The organism is Streptomyces sp. NBC_01260, from assembly GCF_036226405.1.
GTDB lineage: Bacteria > Actinomycetota > Actinomycetes > Streptomycetales > Streptomycetaceae > Streptomyces > Streptomyces laculatispora.
The window spans coordinates 7,884,981-7,906,207 of sequence record NZ_CP108464.1 but is presented as its reverse complement, the minus strand read 5'-3'; the positions used below and the strand labels follow the sequence as shown (position 1 = coordinate 7,906,207).

Annotated in this window: 20 protein-coding genes; 6 read left to right on the top strand and 14 right to left on the bottom strand. The window is 69.2% G+C overall.

The genetic code is table 11. The features are described 5' to 3' along the window. Positions 1 to 37 precede the first annotated feature (37 nt). Positions 38 to 478, top strand: coding sequence for a hypothetical protein (locus OG322_RS35100; protein WP_329307439.1), 441 nt, complete (start codon positions 38 to 40; stop codon positions 476 to 478). Between the two features lie 1,186 nt (positions 479 to 1,664). Next, positions 1,665 to 1,841, top strand: a complete 177-nt coding sequence (locus OG322_RS35095; RefSeq protein WP_207315030.1) for a hypothetical protein — start codon at positions 1,665 to 1,667, stop codon at positions 1,839 to 1,841. 128 nt (positions 1,842 to 1,969) lie between these two features. Here the strand turns inward: OG322_RS35095 and OG322_RS35090 are convergent, their stop codons facing one another. After that, positions 1,970 to 2,236 (bottom strand): hypothetical protein, encoded by a 267-nt coding sequence (locus OG322_RS35090; protein ID WP_123467462.1) that lies wholly within the window; start codon positions 2,234 to 2,236, stop codon positions 1,970 to 1,972. A gap of 156 nt (positions 2,237 to 2,392) precedes the next feature. On the opposite strand from OG322_RS35090, the gene OG322_RS35085 reads away from it, so the two are divergent. Beyond that, positions 2,393 to 3,517 carry a hypothetical protein gene (locus OG322_RS35085; protein ID WP_266412760.1) on the top strand — a complete coding sequence of 375 codons (1,125 nt, stop codon included), beginning with the start codon at positions 2,393 to 2,395 and terminating at the stop codon, positions 3,515 to 3,517. Positions 3,518 to 3,742: 225 nt separating this feature from the next. On the opposite strand, the gene OG322_RS35080 is transcribed toward OG322_RS35085, so the two are convergent. From OG322_RS35080 to OG322_RS35070, 3 genes are read right to left on the bottom strand one after another with little or no spacing between them, the layout of a single operon-like run. Next, positions 3,743 to 4,654, bottom strand: coding sequence for a carbohydrate ABC transporter permease (locus OG322_RS35080; protein ID WP_123467466.1), 912 nt, complete (start codon positions 4,652 to 4,654; stop codon positions 3,743 to 3,745). Further along, positions 4,651 to 5,565: a carbohydrate ABC transporter permease gene (locus tag OG322_RS35075; protein WP_123467468.1), complete on the bottom strand. Its 915-nt coding sequence runs from the start codon at positions 5,563 to 5,565 to the stop codon at positions 4,651 to 4,653. Before OG322_RS35075 ends, OG322_RS35080 begins: the two co-directional genes overlap by 4 nt. A gap of 16 nt (positions 5,566 to 5,581) precedes the next feature. Further along, a complete protein-coding gene (locus tag OG322_RS35070; RefSeq protein ID WP_329307438.1) occupies positions 5,582 to 6,871 on the bottom strand; it encodes an ABC transporter substrate-binding protein in 1,290 nt (429 codons plus the stop codon). 263 nt (positions 6,872 to 7,134) lie between these two features. Between OG322_RS35070 and OG322_RS35065 the strand changes: the two genes are divergently transcribed. Next, complete coding sequence (locus tag OG322_RS35065) at positions 7,135 to 9,201, top strand: NPCBM/NEW2 domain-containing protein (RefSeq protein ID WP_329307437.1); 2,067 nt, start codon at positions 7,135 to 7,137, stop codon at positions 9,199 to 9,201. A 125-nt stretch (positions 9,202 to 9,326) separates the two neighbouring features. Here the strand turns inward: OG322_RS35065 and OG322_RS35060 are convergent, their stop codons facing one another. Further along, positions 9,327 to 10,283, bottom strand: a complete 957-nt coding sequence (locus OG322_RS35060) for an ROK family protein (RefSeq protein ID WP_123467471.1) — start codon at positions 10,281 to 10,283, stop codon at positions 9,327 to 9,329. Positions 10,284 to 10,468: 185 nt separating this feature from the next. On the opposite strand from OG322_RS35060, the gene OG322_RS35055 reads away from it, so the two are divergent. Beyond that, the gene (locus OG322_RS35055; RefSeq protein WP_123467473.1) at positions 10,469 to 11,497 is read left to right on the top strand and encodes a LacI family DNA-binding transcriptional regulator; all 1,029 of its coding nucleotides are present in this window, start codon (positions 10,469 to 10,471) and stop codon (positions 11,495 to 11,497) included. A gap of 30 nt (positions 11,498 to 11,527) precedes the next feature. Here OG322_RS35055 and OG322_RS35050 read toward each other — a convergent pair whose 3' ends face one another. The 5 genes from OG322_RS35050 to OG322_RS35030 form a co-directional block, all read right to left on the bottom strand. Beyond that, positions 11,528 to 12,826, bottom strand: coding sequence for a DUF6986 family protein (locus OG322_RS35050; RefSeq protein ID WP_123467475.1), 1,299 nt, complete (start codon positions 12,824 to 12,826; stop codon positions 11,528 to 11,530). 180 nt (positions 12,827 to 13,006) lie between these two features. Then, complete coding sequence (locus tag OG322_RS35045) at positions 13,007 to 13,969, bottom strand: electron transfer flavoprotein subunit alpha/FixB family protein (RefSeq protein WP_123467477.1); 963 nt, start codon at positions 13,967 to 13,969, stop codon at positions 13,007 to 13,009. Positions 13,970 to 14,031: 62 nt separating this feature from the next. Further along, entirely contained in the window at positions 14,032 to 14,817 is a 786-nt protein-coding gene (locus tag OG322_RS35040; RefSeq protein ID WP_123467479.1) for an electron transfer flavoprotein subunit beta/FixA family protein, read from the bottom strand. A gap of 201 nt (positions 14,818 to 15,018) precedes the next feature. Continuing rightward, positions 15,019 to 15,525: a flavin reductase family protein gene (locus OG322_RS35035; protein ID WP_123467481.1), complete on the bottom strand. Its 507-nt coding sequence runs from the start codon at positions 15,523 to 15,525 to the stop codon at positions 15,019 to 15,021. A 199-nt stretch (positions 15,526 to 15,724) separates the two neighbouring features. After that, positions 15,725 to 16,051, bottom strand: a complete 327-nt coding sequence (locus tag OG322_RS35030; RefSeq protein WP_123467483.1) for a TlpA family protein disulfide reductase — start codon at positions 16,049 to 16,051, stop codon at positions 15,725 to 15,727. A 218-nt stretch (positions 16,052 to 16,269) separates the two neighbouring features. Between OG322_RS35030 and OG322_RS35025 the strand changes: the two genes are divergently transcribed. After that, positions 16,270 to 16,992: a lysophospholipid acyltransferase family protein gene (locus OG322_RS35025; RefSeq protein ID WP_123467485.1), complete on the top strand. Its 723-nt coding sequence runs from the start codon at positions 16,270 to 16,272 to the stop codon at positions 16,990 to 16,992. 138 nt (positions 16,993 to 17,130) lie between these two features. On the opposite strand, the gene OG322_RS35020 is transcribed toward OG322_RS35025, so the two are convergent. From OG322_RS35020 to OG322_RS35005, 4 genes are all read right to left on the bottom strand, one after another. Beyond that, positions 17,131 to 17,730, bottom strand: a complete 600-nt coding sequence (locus tag OG322_RS35020; RefSeq protein WP_266412755.1) for a transglutaminase-like domain-containing protein — start codon at positions 17,728 to 17,730, stop codon at positions 17,131 to 17,133. Between the two features lie 75 nt (positions 17,731 to 17,805). Continuing rightward, positions 17,806 to 18,885 (bottom strand): threonine aldolase family protein, encoded by a 1,080-nt coding sequence (locus OG322_RS35015; protein WP_123467489.1) that lies wholly within the window; start codon positions 18,883 to 18,885, stop codon positions 17,806 to 17,808. Further along, positions 18,864 to 19,631 (bottom strand): SDR family NAD(P)-dependent oxidoreductase, encoded by a 768-nt coding sequence (locus OG322_RS35010; RefSeq protein WP_123467491.1) that lies wholly within the window; start codon positions 19,629 to 19,631, stop codon positions 18,864 to 18,866. The genes OG322_RS35015 and OG322_RS35010 overlap by 22 nt, the downstream gene beginning before the upstream one ends. Before the next feature lie 26 nt (positions 19,632 to 19,657). Continuing rightward, entirely contained in the window at positions 19,658 to 21,055 is a 1,398-nt protein-coding gene (locus tag OG322_RS35005) for a DUF6421 family protein (RefSeq protein ID WP_123467493.1), read from the bottom strand. Positions 21,056 to 21,227: the final 172 nt, after the last annotated feature.

Here is a 21,227-nt window from a genome sequence, read left to right as displayed (position 1 = left end):
GGACGGCTATCCGGAGCCAAGCCCGATCCGGCGGGGCATGGAACAACGATGCCGTCGAACCGAGCGGCGGGCGGCCACCGAGCAGCAACTGCACGAGACCGTGACGGCCAGGGCATGGGCGAAGGCGTACGAGTGGGAGCAGTACCGCGCCCGGCAGGCCGAAGCGAAGGCAGCCCGCGCCGCAGCAGCCGCCGCGCAGCCGGCCGACGACGTCCCGGCCGCGCCGATGGCGCCGGTCGTGCTGCCCGCGCCGCGTCCGCTCGCCGCGCCCGACCCGGTCGACGGCGACGACCAGAAGCAGGAGCTCGTCCTCGAGGACCTGACCTGTGAGCAGGTCCTCGCCCAGGCATACACTCGTCACCCCGAACGCTTCGGCCGCCGTCCCCAACCACCCGCAATACCCCAGACAGCCTGGATCAACGACCCGGCCTGGCGTTACTACGCTCCTGGCGACCACTCACGGTCACCAGGAGCGTAGTAACGCTGCCCCGCCGAACAGTTCGGCGGGGCGATAGTTCGGCGGGGCGATGCAATCACAGTGGTCGGGTCGCCCGGGGGGATCTCACCCCCGGGCGACCCGACCATTGGTCCAGTGGCTTGAGGAGAAAGCCGCCGTTGACGAGGTTGCCGAATGGCTCGCTGAGCCCGTCGAGGTGATCGAGCGGCAGATGCGGAACGAGGTCGATGCGGCTCGCGCGGACGTGGAGCCCGCAACCAAGTGACAGCCTGGTGGCGGGCGGCACCAGAACGTACAGCTGGTCACGCAGGTGGTCGGCGAGGATCGGGTATCCGCGTCGCGGCCCGCCTGCATGGCGACCAGCGCCTGCGGGCCCAGCTGCTCTCCCGCCCCAGGCGTGTGCCGCCGGGTGCGGCCTGACCGTCGTCCTCAGGACGGAAGTGCTGATGAGGGGGTGACCTGCTCCCGGGTATGCCGAAACATCCCGCACGCGCACGCTTAGCCGATGCTGGGGATCGGGCCGCCCCTGCGGCGCCTGCGGCACGCCCGTTTCTGCTGGGCGCGCGGATTATGCGTACTGCGACGCCGCCTGCCGGCAGAAGGTCTACCGCCGCCGACGGACCACGGGCCCGGCCCCGGACCCGGCCATGCATGGGACTTCACCTTGCTTGCCCGCCGGGCGCACGCCCGGCGGGCAAGCATCTGACCGGCGGCCGGGAGCCGGATGGCGGCGGCCCCCTGGGGTAGCCCGGCGGGCCCGAGTCCCCTCGGCGGCGATAGCTCACGGCGCCCCGTGGTTGACCGAATGGTCCCGGATCTGGGACTCCATCGCAGCCCTCTCCCATCCGTCTCCCATGGGAGACGGATGGGAGAAAGATCTTCCCAATCAAGGCTGACTACGGCTAGCTAAAGCTGAGTAGGGCTAAGTTTCGGAGCGAATAGAAGCAGGTAGGCCGCCGAGCAGGCTCTTTGTCGACCCGACCGTTGATCCAGACGATCACGGTTCCCCCTCTTCCGTAGCCCCCTGTGGCTTGCCCGCAACACCCTCCCGCGAAAACCCGTTTGAGGCGATGCCGTTGCACGAGCGCAATCACGGGCGGCCGTCGCGGGCGGCCCGGGGCACGGGGAGCGGCGCCCACGGAGCCGTAACGGGGACGGGCCGGACGTCGTTGGAGCGGACAGCAGAAGGAACGACAGGGGGTGGACCGTGCTTCGCACCGTGCTTGAGCAGTTCCCCGCAGGAGGCCCGCGGGGCAGCTGGCCGGCCGAGGAGTTCGCGGCGGCCCGCCGGGGCGAGGGTGTCGCGGCCGAGGTCGTGATGGACCTGGAACAGGACGCGTTCCTGGTGGTCGTGCCGCAGCAGTACGCGGACCGGGGCCGCTGAGCACTGACGGGGCACACGAGTGAACGGCCGGTGCCACGGGGCAGCCCGCCTGACCGGTGCCGCCCCGGAGCGCCGGCCGCCGCGGGGCGGGCAGGGTTCCGGAGAACACACGGAACAAACCCTGGCGCTCAGGGGGTGTCGCCCCGCCAGTCCCACTTGTACGGCTCATTCACCCTCGGTCCGTACTCGGCCCTGCCGCCGGCCCCGTAGGAGCCGATCTCGGTGATCAGGGCGGAGCCGTCCGCGAGGGCGACCGCCGTCCAGCCGGTCACGTCCAGCAGCAGCCCGTCGAGCGGGCCACCCACCAGCTCCCGGTAGACACGCCCCGGCCGGGGCCCCGGGTCGGGGTCGTCGTGATCGGCGCCGTACACCCGTCGCCGCATGATCTCGTCCATACCAGCAGGATCGCACCGACCACTGACAACTTCCTCGGTCAGCGGGTCCGTGTGACTCGATCGGAGGCATGTCCGCCCGTCCGGGCCGAGTGTGCCCGCAGCTCCGGGACGTGAGGAAGCATTGATCATTCAATTCCGCACCTGTTCAATCGACGGATGACCGAGACCGATGCCGGCCGGGAGGCCTGGGCCGCACTGTCCGAGGACTTTCGGCCCTGCGAGCAGCTGGCCGGGGCGTGGTTGAGCGGTCTGGGACTCAACCGGGCCGCGCCTGCGGAGGTGCTGATCAGCCTCTTCGACGTGGGGCGGCACCCGATCGTGTACTTCCTGTACCGCGACGACCTCCCGGCCGGTGTCCTCGACGCCGCGGTCATCCACCCCTCCAGGCGCGTTCGCGCAATGGCCGCCGAATCGGGGAGGCTCTCGCCCGCCCAGTGGGACCGGCTCCTGACCGCCTCGCCGGATTCGCCGTTCCGCAGCGCTCTGGCGGAGCTGGCGGCGGAACAGGCCGCGTACCCGGAGTCAGGACGCCGGGCCGGTGTCGAGCCGGCGCCCGGCTCCGGGCCCCGGCCGCCTTCGGACCCGGCCGAGGTCGCGTCGATGGCCGCCACCGTCGCTGACATCGGCGTCGATGACCGCACCTACGCGGTGTGGTGGATCGCCGCCCTCCACGCCGACTCCGCCGCGATGCGTCAACTCGCCATGTCACCGAACCTTCGGATCCGCCGCAGCGTGGCCCGCGCCCCGCGCCTTCCGTCCGATGTCGTGGACCTCCTCGCCCACGACGAGGACCGCGTCGTGCGCCTCTTCCTCACCGAGTCCTGCGACGACGCCCCGGCGGAGCTACTCCTGGAGGTGTGGAGCTGGTGGCCCGGCAGCCTCTCGTTCCCCGGGCGCCCCCGCAACCACCCCAACTTCCCCCGTCACAACCTGCTCCGCTTCGCCGAGGCCCCGGAACCCCGGATGCGTCTTCTGGCGCTCGACGATCCCGGGTCGTGCGCTGCCCTCGTCGAACGGTTCAGCCGCGATCCCGATCCCCGGGTGCGCGGCAGCGCTGCCGGTGACGTCCGGCTGTCCCCCGATTCCGCCGTCAGGCTGCTCGGCGACGCCGACCACGGTGTCCGGCGACAGGCCCGGCAGAACCCGGCCCTGCCGGCGGAGGACCTGGTCTCCCTGCTCCTCGATGACGACACCGCCGAGGACGCCGCCCGGAACCCGGCGATTCCGACAGCGGCCATGCACCGCATGATCGCCCTGGCCGCACGGGATGCACCGCGCTGACCGCTCTGTACCGGTGGCCGGGATTCGGACCCGGATCCTCTCCTGGCAGGAGACGTATCCGTCGCCCGCGCACCGGGAGGTGCGTGAATCCGAGACCGCTGTCATCCTCCAGCCCGTTTCCCGAAGGGATACGAGCGGACTCACGCCGAGCGGCAGACGGGCGCGTGCGCGCCTGCCGCTCGGCGACGAGAACTCTTGGCATCCCCGTCTCGCCAGGTCAGCACGTCACTTGCTGGATCCCAGGGTGAGCCCGGCGATGAAGTGCCGTTGCAGCAGCAGGAAGACCACGATGGTCGGGAGCGCCACGATCACCGAGCCGGCGGCGAGCAGGTTGTAGTCGGTGAAGAACTGCCCGCGCAGATTGTTCAGTGCCGAGGTGATCGGGAGTTTGTCACCGTCGGAGATGAAGACCAGGGCCCAGAGGAAGTCGTTGTACATCCAGGTGAACTGGAGCGTGCCGAGCGCGGCGAGTGCGGGGCGGCACAACGGCAGGGTGATCCGCCAGAACTGGGTCCAGACCCCCGCTCCGTCCACGACGGCCGCCTCCAGGATCTCCTGCGGGAGGGTACGCATGAAGTTGGCCAGTACGAAGACGCAGAAACCGAGCTGGAAGCCGATCTGGACGAGGACGACGGCCCAGTACGAGTCGAACATCGTCATCGAGTCGGACATCCAGTACGGCAGCGGGATGCGGTTGAAGACGACGTACAGGGGCGTGACGATCACCTGCTGCGGGAGCAGGTTCCCGGCGGTGAAAAGCATCAGCAGGACGAGCCCGCCGCGCATCTTCAGCCGTGCGAGCGCGAAGGCCACGAACGAGGCGAGGAAGAGGGTGATGAGCACCCCCGGCACCGCGATGATCATGGTGTTGATGAAGTACTTCGTCATGCCGGAGTCGCTGAACGCCTGCCGGTAGTAGTCCAGGGAGAGATGGCGCGGAAGCGAGAAGTAGCCGTGCTCGGAGGTCTCGTCGTACGGCCGCAGCGACGCGTACACGGCGAGGACGAGCGGTGCGAGGAAGGCGAGCGAGACCGTCATCAGGAAGGCGTGCACGCCGAGCCGGCCGGGGCGGAGTCTGCGTCGGGCCGTGGTGGGGCCAGGGGGTGCCGGCCGGACGGCGGAGATCTGAGTGGTCATCGGTTCTTCTCCCCTCGGAGCTCCTGGACCAGATACGTCGCGACGAATCCCAGCGAGACGGCGAGCAGGACGACGGCGATGGCGGAGCCGAATCCGATCCGGCTGGCCTCGCCGATGATGTTGTCGGTGACGAGAACCGAGAGCAGTTCGAGGCCGTTGCGGCCGTGATTGACCGCGTACACGATGTCGAATGCGCGCAGCGACTCGATGACGGTGATGACCCCGACGATGACGTTGACCGGCCGGAGCGTGGGGAAGACGACGCGGAAGAAGGTCTGGGTCTCGCTCGCCCCGTCGATCGCGGCGGCCTCCTTCAGCGAGGGGTCGACGGCCTTGAGCCCGGCGAGGTAGAGGATCATCACGTAGCCGGTGTGGCGCCAGGCGGCGGCCAGCAGGATCATCCAGATGTTGAGGTCGGGGTCGCCCAGCCAGTCGGTCGGCGTCCGGGTGTCGCCGACGATCGCGTTGAGGGCGCCCTGGTCGCGGGAGAAGATCAGCTGGGCGATGAAGCCGACCACCGCGAGCGACAGCACGACGGGCATGTACAGGGTCGACTGGTAGAAGCGGCTGAAGCGCACGCCCTTGTCGATGAGTACGGCGAGGAGCAGCCCGAACGGTGCGGCGACCAGGCCGAGGAAGCCGAGCCAGAGCAGGTTGTGGCGGGCGGCCGGCCAGAACTGCGGGTAGTTGGTGAACAGGTTCGCGTAGTTGCGCGTACCGACCCACTTGATGTCGCCGATGCCGTCCCAGCTGGTGAAGGAGAGGGCGACCGAGGCGAGGGTCGGCCCCCAGACGATGGCGATGTCGAGCAGGACTGGTATGCCGAGCAGCACGCCGAGCACGACGAGATCGCGGCGGGTGAACCGCCGCGCTCCCCGTTGTCCGGTGCGCCGCCCCGAGATGAACGACACGGTCGGTGCTCCAGGTTCAGTCCGAGGTGAAGATGCTCTTCTTCTGCCGTTCGATGTCGTTGACCAGGCCGTCCACGTCGTTCGGGCTGCTGATGAACTTCTGGATCGCCGGGATCATGACCGTGGAGGAGAAGTCCGGGCGGGTGTCCCGGTCCATGAACTGGGAGATCTGCTTCGCCCCGGCGACCAGGTCGACGGCCTTCTTCTGGATCGCGGAGTAGTGAGAGGTGTCCGCCTGGTCGTTGACCGCGATGTTGTTCGGGTCGCTCTTCAGGTAGATGTCCTCGGCCTTGCCGGTGGCGAGCCACTTCAGCAGGTCCTTGGCGCTCTCCAGGGACTTCTTGTTCTTGAGGTTCTTCGACTTCTTCGCCAGCAGGAACCCGTCAATGGGCGCTTCGACGGCGTCCTGGCCGTGTTCCGGGTTGATGACGGGGAAGGGGAAGAAGTCGAGGTCGTCCTGTTCGGTCTTGGGGAACTGGGCCCCGGGGTGCGGCAGGCCGAAGACCGCCATTCCCGCGTCGCGCTTCTGGAGGCTGGTCGCTGCCTCCTGCCAGGTACGGCCGTTGGCGCCCTGCTGGCAGTACGGGAGGAGGCGCCGCCAGGTGTCGAAGACTTCCCTGACCCGCTTGTCCGTCCAGGCTTCCTCGCCGGCCATCAGGCTCTTGTGGAATTCGTAGCCGTTGGTCCGCATGTTGATGTAGTCGAAGGTACCCATCGCGGGCCAGCCGTCCTTGTCGCAGAACGCGATGGGGTCCAGCTTGTCCTTCTTCATCTGCTTGGCGAGGGCCACGTACTCGTCCAGCGTCTTCGGCACCTGGTAGCCGCGTTCGGTGAACAGGCTCTTGCGGTGGAAGACGGCCCATGGATAGTAGTAGTACGGAGTGAGGTACTGCTTGCCGTCCGCTCCGGTGGACTGGGCCTTCAGCGCGGCGGAGAAGCCCTTGTAACCCTGCCAGTTGTCACTGATGTCGTGCAACAGGCCCTTCTCGGCGAAGAACTGCATACGGTTTCCGGCGAACCACATGAAGACGTCGTCGGGCTTGCCCTGCAGATACCGGTTGATGTTCTCCTGAAAGGTGTTGTGGTCAACCGTGTTGACCTTGACCTTCCGGCCGTCGGACTGAGCCGCGTAGGCGTTGAAGGCCTCGGCGAACGCCTTCTTCGGAATGGGGTCGGATGAATTCGAGCCCAGGGTGATCGTCTTGCCGTCCCCACCGGGACCGCCGCCGCACGCGGTGAGCAGTGCGGGAAGCGTGACCGCCCCCGCACCGACTGCCGCGCCACGTAAGAGACTTCGCCGGGACATCCGATGTCCTGCGACACTGCCGGGCACATCTGACCTGCCGTACGAGTGCGCCATGACCCCCTCCTCCGGAAGACAACCCAACACAACCGAACGTGCGCTTGGATCACACTCCCAACCAGGGGCCCCGTCAAGGGTTTTGACGAGATACCGAACAACCGACACCACCCCTCTTCCAACAGACTCCAACACGCTCTAACGTAATCGCTCGTCTTGGCGTGCACATGTCGTCACATGATTCGGCACGAGTCTGGAGGAACGTAATGATGCGTCATCTTCCAACCCGAACAACCCGCACAGGCCCCCGCAGAGTCATCGGAGCGCTGACCGCAGGCCTCCTGTGCGCGGCGGGGATCGCCTTCCCCGCCTCCGCGGACTCCCCGGAACCCGCCCCCGCCCCCGCCCCCGCCCCCGCCCAGGCATCCGCCGCCGGCGCGCCGGCCGGCAGCGGGCTCGCCCTCACACCCCCCATGGGATTCAACAACTGGAACTCGACCCATTGCCGGGCCGAGTTCAACGAGTCGATGGTCAAGGGCATCGCGGATATATTCGTCGAGAAGGGCCTCAAGGACGCCGGCTATCAGTTCGTCAATCTGGACGACTGCTGGGCCAAGCCGCAGCGCAATGCGGACGGCAAGCTGGAGGCCGATCCGGCGCGATTCCCGAACGGCATCAAGGCTGTGGCGGACTACGTCCACTCGAAGGGGCTCAAGCTCGGCATTTACACCAGCGCGGGTACCAAGACCTGCGACAGTGTCGGGCTTCCCGGCGCACTCGGCCATGAGTACAGCGACGCGCAGCAGTTCGCCGACTGGGGCGTCGACTACCTCAAGTACGACAACTGCAACAACCAGGGCATCGACGCGAAAAAGCGCTATACGACGATGCGGGACGCGCTCGCCGCCACCGGCCGGCCCATCGTCTACAGCATTTGCGAATGGGGACAGAACAAGCCCTGGGAGTGGGCCGCGGAACTCGGCAATCTCTGGCGCACGACGGGCGACATCAACGACAGCTGGAGCAGCATGCTGTCGATCATGAAGCAGAATCTGCCGCTCGCCGCGGCCGCCGGACCGGGACACTGGAACGACCCCGACATGCTGGAGGTCGGGAACGGCGGCATGACGGACACGGAGTACCGCACCCACTTCTCCATGTGGTCGGTGATGGCCGCCCCGCTCCTCATCGGCTCCGATCTGCGCAAGGCGACACCCGAGACGTTCGACATCCTCTCCAACCACGAGGTCATCGCGGTTGACCAGGACCCGCTGGGCAAGCAGGGAACCGTGCTCTCCTCCGACGAGGGGCGCTGGGTCGTCTCCAAGGAGCTGCGGGACGGCAGCCGCGCGGTGGCGCTGTTCAACGAGACCGGGAGCGCGCAGCGGATCTCGACGACGGCCTCGGCGGCGGGGCTGCCGCGGGCCGCCGCGTACACGATGCGCGACCTGTGGGAACACACGGACTACAACACCGCGGGCGACATCTCGGCGACCGTTCCGGCGCACGGAACCGTGCTGCTGCGCGTCGCCGCCGACCGCGAGTGGGCCTCGCATCCGCCGGCCGCCGAACTCGGCCTGGACGGCAGTCCGCTGGTCGAGGCCGGACGCACCGCGCCGCTGACGACGACGGTCACCGATCTGGGCCGTACGCCCGCCCTGAAGGTCTCGGCGGCCCTCACCGGACCGTCGGGCTGGCAGGTCAGGGCCGGCTCGGCGACGACTGCCGCCGCGCTGCCCACCGGACGGGCGCTGACCACGCGCTGGCGGGTGACGGCCCCGGCCGGCACGGCCACCGGCACGTACGACCTGACGCTCACCGCGCAGTACCGCTCGCCCGCCGGGAAACGCGTACGGTCCTCGGTGCCGTTCCAGGCCCATGTGGTGGTGGCACCACCGGCCGGCGGCGGCTATGTGAGCGATCTGCCGCAGCTCTCCGCGTCCAACGGCTACGGGCCGGTCGAGAAGGACACCAGCAACGGTGAGAGCGCGGCGGGCGACGGTAATCCGCTCACCATCGGCGGCGAGGTGTACGCGAAGGGGCTGGGCGTGCACGCGGACAGCACCGTCGAGTACTACGCGGGCGGTGCGTGCACCACCGTGACGGCCCGGGTCGGTGTGGACGACGAGAAGGGCGCCAAGGGGAGTGTGGCCTTCGAGATCCGGGCGGACGGCACCAAGGCGGCCTCGACCGGGGTGCTGACCAACGCGATGCCGGCGCAGCCCGTCACGGCGGATGTGAGCGGCGCCCAGGTCGTCCGCCTGATCGTCACCGACGGAGGGGACGGCGACGACTCCGACCACGCGGACTGGGGGGACCTCCGCATCACCTGCTGACCGAGAACCCCCGCGCGCACGTGCGGAGGGCGGGCCCGACACCTCGGACCCGCCCTTCCCGCGGACGGAGCTTCAGAACACGCCCGCGGGCCGTCCCGTAGTCCCTGGCGACCGCGGGACACACCTCAGACCGGGACCACCCCGTCCACGCCCGCCCGCACCGCGAACGCCGCCGCAGCCGCACCCACCAGCCCCGCGTCGTTGCCCATGACCGCGGGCGCCACCGTCAGCTGCTGGACGAACGAGAGCGTGGCGTAGCGGCGCAGTGCGCTGCGCAGCGGGGCGAACAGGACGTCGCCCGCACCGGCCACTCCCCCGCCGATCACCGCGATGTCGATCTCGACGAGCGTGGCCGTCGCGGCGATACCCGCGGCCAGCGCCTGCGCGGCCCGCTCGAAGGAGGCCGCGGCGACCGCGTCCCCCGCCCTCGCCGCGGCGGCGACAGCCGCGGCCGACGCGTCCCCGTCCGGGCCGGGCCGCCAGCCGCCCTCCAGTGCCCGGCGGGCGATGTTGGGCCCGCTGGCGATGCGCTCGACGCAGCCGCGCGAACCGCACGGACAGGGATCGCCGTCCAGGTCGACACTGATGTGCCCGATGTGCCCCGCGTTGCCGCTCGGGCCGGGCCGGAGGGTACCGCCGAGGACGAGCCCACCGCCGACACCGGTCGACACGACCATGCACAGCGCGTTGTCGTAGCCGCGGGCCGCGCCCAGCCAGTGCTCGGCCGCGGTCATCGCGACCCCGTCGCCGACCAGCTCGACGGGCAGCCCACCGGCCGCCTTGCTCACCCGCTCCACCAGCGGGAAGTCCCGCCAGCCGGGAACGTTGACCGGGCTGACCGTCCCGGCGGACGCGTCCACCGGGCCCGCGCTGCCGATCCCGACGACCGATGCCCGCCCCCACAGCGGCGAGGCGGTCAGCTCGGCCAGCACCTCGCCGACCGCCCCCATCACCCTCTCCCCGCTCTCCCGGGCGGGCGTCGGCCGCTGCGCGCGTACGAGGAGCGTGCCGCTGCCGTCCACCAACGCCCCGGCGATCTTGGTGCCGCCGATGTCCAGCGCGGCTACGAGGTCGGTATGCATCGGTGTGGGCTCCGGATGGTGAGGGGGTGGGACCTGCGGCTTCAGTAAATAGTCTGCATAGTCTCCATTCAGCTGACAACGTTGTCCAGGGCCTATGCTCGACGCCACAGCCTCCGGCCCCCTCCGCGGTACTCTCCGCGGCCCCGCCGGACAGCCCCTCGCACCCGACGACAGGACAGCGCACCGTGGCCGAGACCGCCCGTCACCCCGAGCCCCGTTACGGCAACCGGCCGACCATGAAGGATGTGGCCGCGCGTGCCGGAGTGGGGCTCAAGACGGTCTCCCGCGTGGTCAACAGCGAGCCGGGCGTCACGCCCGACACCGAGCGCCGGGTCCAGGAGGCCATCGACGCGCTGGGCTTCCGCCGCAACGACAGTGCGCGCGTGCTGCGCAAGGGCCGTACCGCCTCCATCGGACTCGTCCTGGAGGACCTCGCCGACCCCTTCTACGGGCCGCTGAGCCGCGCCGTGGAGGAGGTCGCCCGCGCGCACGGCGCCCTGCTCATCAACGGTTCGAGCGCCGAGGACCCGGAGCGCGAGCAGGAGCTCGTGCTGGCGCTGTGCGCGCGCCGGGTCGACGGGCTCATCGTGATTCCGGCCGGCGACGACCACCGTTATCTGGAACAGGAGATAAAGGCCGGCATCGCGACCGTCTTCGTGGACCGGCCGGCCGGCCGGATCGATGCCGACATGGTGCTCTCGGACAGCTTCGGCGGCGCCCGCCAGGGCGTCGCCCACCTGATCGCGCACGGCCACCGCCGGATCGGGTTCATCGGCGACCAGCCGCGCATCCACACCGCCACCGAGCGGCTGCGCGGCTATCACGCCGCCATGACGGACGCCGGTATAACCGTGGAGGACTCCTGGGTCTCCCTGGGCTCCACGGACCCCGACCGGGTCCGCCGGGCCGCCGAGACGATGCTCTCCGCCCCCGAACCGGTCACCGCGCTCTTCTCCGGCAACAACCGGGTGACGGTGACCGTGGTACGTGTGCTGGCCGGCCGTGAACGGCCGGTCGCCCTGGTCGGTTTCGACGACATAGAGCTCGCGGATCTGCTCGGTATCACCGTCATCTCCCAGGACGCCGCGGCCGTCGGCCGCACCGCGGCCGAACACCTTTTCCGCCGCCTCGACGGCGCCGACCACGCCCCGGCCCGGGTGGAGCTCCCCACCAGGCTCATTCCGCGCGGTTCGGGCGAACTGCGCCCGTCCTGAGCGGCGAACCCCGAGGTCCGGCGGCAGCGGCTACGGCGCCGTGACCGTCAGCCCGCCGCGCCGCGGTGAGGCGAAGGCGTCCAGGTCCGCGCGGGTCAGCCCGGTCAGCCGGGCCACCTCCGCGGTGTCCAGCGCGCCGCAGTCGATGCCGCGCAGCAGATAGCCGCTGAGCGCCTTGGCGGTGGCGGGTTCGTCCATCACGTCGCCGCCCGCCTTGGCCACGTACGCGGCAAGCCGGGCCGCGGCCTGTTCCAGGCCCTCGCGGTAGAAGGTGTAGACGGCCGCGTATCGGGTCGGCAGATGACCCGGGTGCATGTCCCAGCCCTGGTAATAGGCGCGGGCCAGGGCGCGCCGCGTGAGACCGTAGTGCAGCCGCCAGGCTTCGTGGACCTGCGGGGTCGGGCCGACGGGGAGGACATTGGTCGAGCCGTCGCAGACACGTACGCCGGTGCCCGCGGCGGCCACCTGCATGACGGCCTTGGCGTGGTCGGCCGCCGGGTGGTCGCTCGCCTGATAGGCGGCGCTGACGCCGACACAGGCGCTGTAGTCGAACGTGCCGTAGTGCAGACCGGTCGCGCGGCCCTGCGCGGCATCGATCATCCGGGCGACGGCGGCGGTGCCGTCGGCGGCCAGGATGGACTGGCTGGTCTCGATCTGGATCTCGAAGCCGAGCCGCCCCGAGGGCAGGCCGTGCGCCTTCTCGAAGGCTTCGAGAAGCTGGACGAAGGCGGTGACCTGTTCGGGGTACGTCACCTTCGGCAGGGTGAGCACCAGCCCGTCGGGAAGCCCGCCCGCCTGCATCAGGCCGGTGAGGAAGACATCCGTGGTGCGGATGCCCCGGTCCCGCACGGCTGCTTCCAAGCACTTCATCCGGATGCCCATGTACGGGGCGGCCGTGCCGTTCCCGTACGCGTCGCGGACCAGCCGGGCCGCACGGGCCGCGGCCTCGTCCTCCTCGGCGTCGGAGCGGGGGCCGTAGCCGTCCTCGAAGTCGATCCGCAGATCCTCGACGGGCTCCCGCTCCAGCTTGGCGCGCACCCGGTCGTGGACGGCCCCGGCGAGCTCGTCCGGGATGCCGAGGACCGCCGCGAGGGAGGCCGCGTCGGGGGCGTGCTCGTCGAGTGCCTCCAGCGCCTGGTCGCCCCAGGAGCGGATGGTGCCGGCCGTGAAGGTGTCCCCCGGTACGTAGACCGTGTGGACGGGCTGACGGGTCCCGGGATCGCCGGGGTAACGGCGGGCGAGTTCGGCGTCCACCTCCGTGAGGGAGGCGCTGATCCCGTCGCTGACCGCTCCGGCGAGGCTCGTCGCCACCTTCTCCTGCTGACCCATTTCCGCACCCTCCACGCTCTCGCTGTTTCCGCTTCCCGGAATCAACAATCCGTATAGTGAAGTTATAAGGCTGCCGTACCTGCGTCAATGGTGATCGGAAACGGTGCGGGGCCGCGCGGTGTGTTCACCGTGCGGCCCCGGACTGCGGGTCGTGCCATGTGCCGTGTGCTGGGTGGCGGGTCAGCCCTTGCGGCTGGTGACCTCGTCGGTGAGCTGGGGCACGACGTTGAAGAGGTCACCGACGACGCCGTAGTCGACGAGGTCGAAGATCGGGGCCTCGGCGTCCTTGTTGATCGCGACGATCGTCTTGGACGTCTGCATCCCCGCCCGGTGCTGGATCGCACCCGAGATACCCGAAGCGATGTACAACTGCGGCGAGACCGACTTACCGGTCTGCCCGACCTGGCTGGAATGCGGATACCAGCCCGCGTCCACCGCCGCACGCGAGGCACCCACCGCCGCACCCAGCGAGTCCGCGAGCGCCTCGATGACACGGAAGTTCTCCGCACCATTGACACCCCGCCCACCCGACACCACGATCGCCGCCTCCGTCAGCTCCGGACGCCCCGTCGACTCACGCGGCGTACGCGACAGCACCTTCGTACCCGTCGCCAGCGCCGAGAACGACACCTCCAGCTCCTCCACCACACCCGCGCCCGCCACCGGCTCCACCGGAGCCGAGTTCGGCTTCACCGTGATCACCGCAACACCCCGCGACACACGCGACCGCGTCGTGAACGACGCCGCGAAAGCCGACTGCGTCGCCACCGGACCCAGCTCACCGGCCTCCACATCAGTCGCATCCGTAATGACACCCGAACCGATCCGCAACGCCAGCCGCGCAGCGATCTCCTTGCCCTCCGCCGACGAAGGCACCAGCACCGCCACCGGCGACACCACCGCACACGCCGCCTGCAGCGCATCCACCTTCGGCACCACCAGATAGTCCGCGTACTGCGACGCCTCCGACGTCAACACCCTCACCGCACCATGCCCGGCCAGCACACCAGCCGTCTCACCCGCACCCGCACCCAACGCCACCGCGACCGGCTCACCGATCCGCCGCGCCAGCGTCAACAACTCCAGCGTGGGCTTACGGACCGCACCATCCACGTGATCGACAAAAACAACAACCTCAGCCATGGAACTTCCCTCTCCTGCACATCAGCGAAGAAACAACGAGGACAACGAACGGGCACCAAGCCCTAGATGAACTTCTGACCCGCCAGGAACTCGGCCAGCTGCCTGCCACCCTCACCCTCGTCCTTCACGATCGTGCCCGCCGTACGCGCCGGACGCTGCACCGCCGAATCCACCACCGACCACGCACCCGCCAGACCCACCTCGCCCGCCTCGATCCCCAGATCACCCAGATCCAGCGACTCCACCGGCTTCTTCTTCGCCGCCATGATCCCCTTGAACGACGGGTAACGCGCCTCACCCGACTGATCAGTCACCGACACCACCGCGGGCAACGACGCCTCCAGCCGCTCCGACGCCGTGTCACCGTCCCGACGCCCGGTCACCACACCACCCTCGACCCTCACCTCGGACAACAACGTCACCTGCGGCACACCCAGCCGCTCCGCCAGCAACGCCGGAACCACACCCATCGTGCCGTCCGTCGACGCCATCCCCGAGATCACCAGGTCATAACCCGTCTTCTCGACCGCCTTCGCCAGCACCAACGACGTACCCACCGCATCCGAACCGTGCAGACCGTCGTCCTCGACGTGAACAGCCTTGTCCGCACCCATCGACAACGCCTTGCGCAACGCGTCCTTGGCATCCTGCGGACCCACCGTCAACACGGTGACCTCCGCATCATCCACCCCGTCCGCGATCTGCAACGCCTGCTCGACCGCATACTCATCCAGCTCCGACAACAGACCGTCGACATCCTCACGATCCAACGTCAGGTCATCGGCGAAATGCCGGTCACCGGTCGCGTCGGGCACGTACTTCACACAGACAACGATCCTCAAGCTCACGCCGGCTCTCCTACTGCATCGTCATTTCCGGGCTGCCTTGTTGCACGCAGCATAGGCGCCTGATGGGGCGATTTCCGGTCGGGGCGACCGACGCTCCGACCGTAATATTACTCGCCAGTACACCCAGTGCCTGCCCCATGGGCAAGCGCTTTGAACTGTGATCTGCCCAACGCTCGGCGCCCGGGTGCCACCAAGGGGTTCTCAGTCTCGCAGAGCCGTGAACCGGCCCTGGTGATAGACCAGCGGCCGCCCGGACCCGGCCGGGTCCCCGACAACCGCCTGGGCGATCACGATCCGATGGTCCCCCGCCGGGATCCGCGCCACGACCCGGCAGACCAGCCACGCCAGCACACCGTCCAGGACCGGAACGCCTTCCGGGCCACTGCGCCAATAGGTGGACGGACCGAACCGGTCGGCACCGCTGCGCGCGAAGGTGGCGGCCAGCTCCTGCTGATGCTCGCCGAGTATGTGGACTCCGATGTGCTCCGCCTCCGCAACGACCGGCCAGCTGGAGGACGAGGTGCCCACACCGAAGGAGATGAGCGGTGGCTCGGCGGCCACGGAGTTGAGGGAGGTGGCCGTGAAGCCGACCGGCCGGTCACCGGCGGCGGTGATCACGGCGACTCCGGCGGCGTGCTGCCGGAACACGGAGCGAAGGAGGTCGGGGGATGCGGTCCGGGCGTTGCCGAGCTCGGGTGATGCCGTCATGGAGATGTCGTCCTTCTGCGCGTCGGGGGTACGGGGCCGTGGATGCTCAGGCATCCGGACAGCGCGCGCTCGCGTTGCGGGCGAGGTCGACATGGACCCGGCCGTAGAGAAGGAGTACTGGCGGCATAGCGTCAGACTGACGATGTGTGGCGGGTGCAGTCAAGACCGTCCCACAAGGTGGGAGATGCATCACGGCCCGTCATATCGCCTGCCCCAGTGCGGCCACGACATCGACGGTGCGTGGCTGTCCGACGGCCCGTCGGACGATCCGGCCGGAGGCGTCGAGCACCAGAACGGTCGGGGTTGCGCTGATGTCGAGCGCACGCACCAGAGTGAGATGTGCCTCGGCATCGATCTCCACGTGGACGACGCCGTCGACCATTGCCACCACTTCGGCGAGCGTGCGCCGGGTGGCCCGGCAGGGCTGGCAGAAGGCGCTGGAGAACTGGACGAGAGTCGCCCGCTCCCCCAGTTCCACGCCGAGTTGGGCGATATCCAGCCTGTTCACCTGCGCCTGCCCGTCCATCTCCGGCCTCCTGTCAGAGCTCTGCCCAAAGAGTCAGCACCCGCGTCCGCCTGGACATTCCCGGCCGTCGCACGTGACGAGAATCTCGCGCCCCGCGCCCGCCGAGACTGGCCACCACGACGCGCATGGGGCACGATCGGCCCAATGCCGAAAACCTACGGCTGCGTAACTTCCGCCGGGAGAACCCTCCCCAGGCGCTGAAGAAGGGTCTCCCCCAGATGGCAGAACTCGTCTATCGGCCGGTCATCGGCGCCGCTCGTACGTTTTTCAAGGCGCTCGACCTGAAGATCGACACCCAGGGTTCGGAGCACATCCCGAAGACTGGTGGCGCGGTTCTGGTCAGCAACCACATCAGCTATCTGGACTTCATCTTCACCGGGCTCGCGACGCTGCCGCAGAAGCGGCTCGTCCGCTTCATGGCGAAGGAATCGGTGTTCCGGCACAAGTTCTCCGGACCGCTGATGCGCGGCATGAAGCACATCCCCGTCGACCGCAAGCAGGGCGAGGACGCGTACGCGCACGCCCTCGCCTCGCTGCGCTCGGGCGAGATCGTCGGTGTGTTCCCCGAGGCGACGATCTCGGAGTCCTTCACGCTGAAGAACTTCAAGTCGGGTGCCGCGCGGCTGGCCCAGGAGGCCGGGGTGCCGCTGATCCCGATGGCGCTGTGGGGAACCCAGCGGCTGTGGACCAAGGGCCGCCCGCGCAACTTCAGGCGCAGTCACATCCCGGTGACGATCCGCGTCGGCGAGCCGGTGGAGGCCCCCACCGATCAGTACGCGGGCGCGATCACCCGCCGGCTGCGGGAGCGCGTGCAGGAACTCCTCGAAGCCGCGCAGCGCGCCTATCCGGTGCGCCCGAGGGACGCGAGCGACACCTGGTGGGTTCCCACGCATCTGGGCGGTACGGCCCCGACACCCGCCGAGGTCCGCGAGCGGGGCTGACGCCGACCGGTCGGCGGCCGCGGCTGAAACGTCACTCCGGTGTACGTGCCGCGCCAGGCAGCCAGGTGCGGGTCCTCGTGCGGGGGGGGAGCCGGCCGGCGAGTCGCCGGACGAGGCGGCGGGCGGTCTCGTCACGCATCAGAGCGCCACCGGAAGCGTGCTCCAGAGCTGAGTGCGATCGGCAGCAGCCCGCAGGCTGCGCAGAACCAGCGGATGCGGCGCCGCATACAAGTGCGGATAGTCCTCTTCGTTGAACTTCGGCCGCACGGACCAGGCCAGTCGTTCCTCATCCAGCGAAAAGCGCGCGTCGACGCCCGGCCGGTTGCCCCGCGGGTCCTGACGGTCCCAGCGGTCCCGGCCGGGAAGCCGCAGCGCGATCAGCCCGTGCACCGGCCCGGGGTTCCCGTCGTCGTCCGCGAGCCGCTGGTAGCAAAGGGCCGCCTCAATACCCTCCGCGCGCAGCAGAGCGGCCAGGGCGTGGGATTTGGCGTGGCAGATGCCGTTGCGGGCCGCCAGGACGTCCGAGGCGCGCCAGGTGACCCGTGTGTCGCCCGAGTCGGCGGAGTGCGCGACGCCGTCGCGCACGAAGCCGAAGGCGGCAGACGCGTATGCGTATGCGTCGCCGGTTGCGGAACGCAGGTGCGCTGCCGTCTCCCGGACCAGCGGATGTCCGTGGTCGATCGCCTCGTCCGCCGCGAGGTAGGCGGAGATTTCGGGGACCTGCTGAATCAGCTCCATGGTCGCCGAGCGTAGGTATGCGGCCGACCGGAAGTCAATCATTTTCCAGTCGACCGCATGGTTATGCAGATATCGTCAGGCCGCCATCTCTTCCTTCAGCGCGAGGACGAACGTGTCGACATCGTCCTCCGTGGTGTCGAAGGCGCACATCCAGCGCACGTCCCCGGCCTTCTCGTCCCAGAAGTAGAAGCGGAAGCGCTTCTGCAGCCGCTCGCTCACCGCGTGCGGCAGCCGCGCGAAGACGGCGTTGGCCTGGACGGGGTGGAGGATCTCCACGCCGTCCACCGCACGGACCCCCTCGGCGAGCCGCTGGGCCATGGCGTTGGCCTGCCGGGCATTGCGCAGCCAGAGGTCGCCGGCGAGCAGCGCCTCCAGTTGCACCGAGACGAATCGCATCTTGGAGGCGAGCTGCATCGACAGCTTGCGCAGATGCTTCATCGCGCGGACGGCGTCGGGGTTCAGGACCACGACCGCCTCGCCGAAGATCGCCCCGTTCTTCGTGCCGCCGAAGGAGAGCACATCGACACCGACGGTGTTGGTGAAGGTACGCATCGGTACGTCCAGGGAGGCCGCGGCATTGGCGATCCGGGCCCCGTCGAGGTGGACCTTCATGCCGTGCCCGTGGGCGTGCTCGCAGATGGCGCGGATCTCGCCGGGTGTGTAGACCGTGCCGAGCTCGGTGTTCTGGGTGATCGAGACGACCTGCGGCATGGCGCGGTGCTCGTCGTCCCATCCGTACGCCTGCCGGTCGATGAGCTCGGGCGTGAGCTTGCCGTCCTCGGTGGGCACCGTGAGCAGCTTGAGGCCGCCGACCCGCTCCGGGGCGCCGCCCTCGTCCACGTTGATGTGGGCGGATTCCGCGCAGATGACCGCACCCCAGCGGTCGGTCATCGCCTGGAGCGAGACCACGTTGGCGCCCGTTCCGTTGAACACCGGAAAGGCTTCGGCGGTGGGGCCGAAGTGGCTGTGCATCACCCGCTGGAGATGACCGGTGTACTCGTCCTCGCCGTAGGCGATCTGATGTCCGCCGTTGGCGAGGGCGAGGGCGTGCAGGATCTCCGGGTGGGTTCCCGCGTAGTTGTCACTGGCGAAGCCGCGTACCTGCGGGTCGTGATGACGACGCGCGTCGGTCCTTACGGTTGCGGGGTCAGCCACAGGCGCTTTCCGTTCACTTCCGGGGCAGGCCGGTCCCAGACGCCGGCGATGGCATCGGCCAGCTCCTTGACGTCGGTGAAGCCCGCGAACTTCGCATTCGGGCGCTCGGCGCGCATCGCGTCGTGCACCAGTGCCTTCACGACCAGGATCGCAGCCGCGCTCCGGGGCGCTTCCTCGCCCCCCGCCTTGCGGAAGGCGTCCGCGAGCGCGAGGGTCCAGGCCTCGGCTGCCGCCTTCGACGCGGCGTACGCGGCGTTGCCCGCGGTGGGGCTGCTCGCGCCGGCCGCGCTGATCAGCACGTAGCGGCCGCGGTCGCTGCGCTGCAGACCGCCCTGGAAGGCCAGCGAGGTGTGCTGAACGGTACGGATCAGCAGCTTCTCCAGCAGCGTCCAGTCGGCGAGGTCCGTCTCGGCGAAGCCGGAGCTTCCGCGCCAGCCGCCCACGAGGTGGACGAGCCCGTCGATCCGGCCGAACTCCTTCTCCGTCCTGTCGGCCCACTCATGGACGGCACCGAGGTCGAGCAGATCCACGGTGTCCCCGGTGACGGTGGCGCCGCCGTGGGCGTAGCGGGCGGCGTCCACCGCCTCGGCGAGCCGGGTGGCGTTCGCGTCCGAGGCGACGACGACCGCGCCCGCCTCGGCGAGCCTGAGCACCGCGGCCCGGCCGGCCGGTCCGGCCGCCCCTGCCACGGCGACCACAGCGCCTTCGAGCGCACCGCTCCCGCTGCCCTTGCCGTTTCCGTTCATGGCCACCGCCTCCTCGCTCCGTGCGCTCACGCGGCCGCCTGCCCGGCGTCCGCGGCGGTGATCCCCTTGGTGGAGGCGATCACGTTCTTCAGCTTCTTGGAGAGCGCCTCATAGAACATGCTCAGGGGAAACTCGTCCGGAAGCACGTCGTCGACGAGTTTGCGGGGCGGCTGGGAGAGGTCCAGGGCGTCGGGACCCTTGGCCCAGCGGGAGCCGGGATGGGGTGCCAGATAGGTGGCGACCAGGTCGTACGCGGCGAACCAGTGGACGAGCTTGGGGCGGTCGATGCCGTCGCGGTAGAGCTTCTCGATCTCGTCGCAGAGCTGGTTGGTGATCTGCGGGGCCAGTTCCCAGTCGATCTTCAGCGTGTTGTCGGTCCAGCGCACGACATCGTGCTTGTGGAGGTACGCGAAGAGCAGCTGGCCGCCGAGACCGTCATAGTTACGGACGCGCTCGCCGGTGACCGGGAAGCGGAACATCCGGTCGAACAGCACGGCGTACTGCACGTCGCGGCCCTGGCCGAAGCCGTCGGCCTCCAGCTTCACGGCCTCCCGGAAGGCGGTGAGGTCGCAGCGCAGCTCTTCGAGGCCGTACATCCAGAACGGCTGGCGCTGCTTGATCATGAACGGGTCGAACGGCAGGTCACCGTGGCTGTGGGTGCGGTCGTGAACCATGTCCCAGAGCACGAAGGCCTGCTCGCAGCGCTGCTGGTCGCCGACCATGTCACGGATGTCCTCGGGCAGCTCGATGCCGAGGAGCTCGACGGACGCCTCGGTGACCCGGCGGAAGCGGGCGGCCTCGCGGTCGCAGAAGATGCCGCCCCAGCTGAAGCGCTCGGGGGCCTCGCGCACGGCGATGGTCTCCGGGAAGAGCACCGCGGAGTTGGTGTCGTACCCGGAGGTGAAGTCCTCGAAGGTGATCCCGCAGAACAGCGGGTTGTCGTAACGGGTCGCCTCCAGGTCGGCGAGCCACTCGGGCCAGACCATCCGGAGCACGACCGCTTCGAGGTTGCGGTCGGGGTTGCCGTTCTGCGTGTACATCGCGAAGACGACCAGGTGCTGCAGCCCGTCGGCGCGCTCCTTGGCCGGCTGGAAGGCGAGCAGCGAGTCGAGGAAGTCCGGGACGCCGAAGCCGTCGGCGGCCCAGCGGTGCAGGTCCGCGACAAGGGCTCGGTGGTACGCGGCGTCGTGCGGGAGCAGCGGGGAGAGCTCCTCGACCGCGGCGGTCACCCGGTCCAGCGTTGCCCCGGCGACCGCCAGGGAAGGCGCGCCCTCGGCGTCGAAGTCGATGGACCCGTCCTTCGACTGCCACGGACGGATCTCCTCCACAGCATTCTTGAGCGCGGGCCAGGCCGGGTGCTCGATCACCCGCTGGGCGGCAGTTATGCCGTCGGCTGCAACGTCGTGCACAAGAATTTCCGTCATAACACTTCCTCCACGGGAGAACCTCGCGTCAAGTAACCGTATATGTGCGCAGTTCTCCAAGACAAGTGGGGATCTGGAAATTATCCTGCCCAACCCCATGGTCACCGCGTTTTTTCCTGCGCTGCAGCGTTGTGACAGCCGCTTCCTTGGGCGGGTGACGATGAGGGGCTGT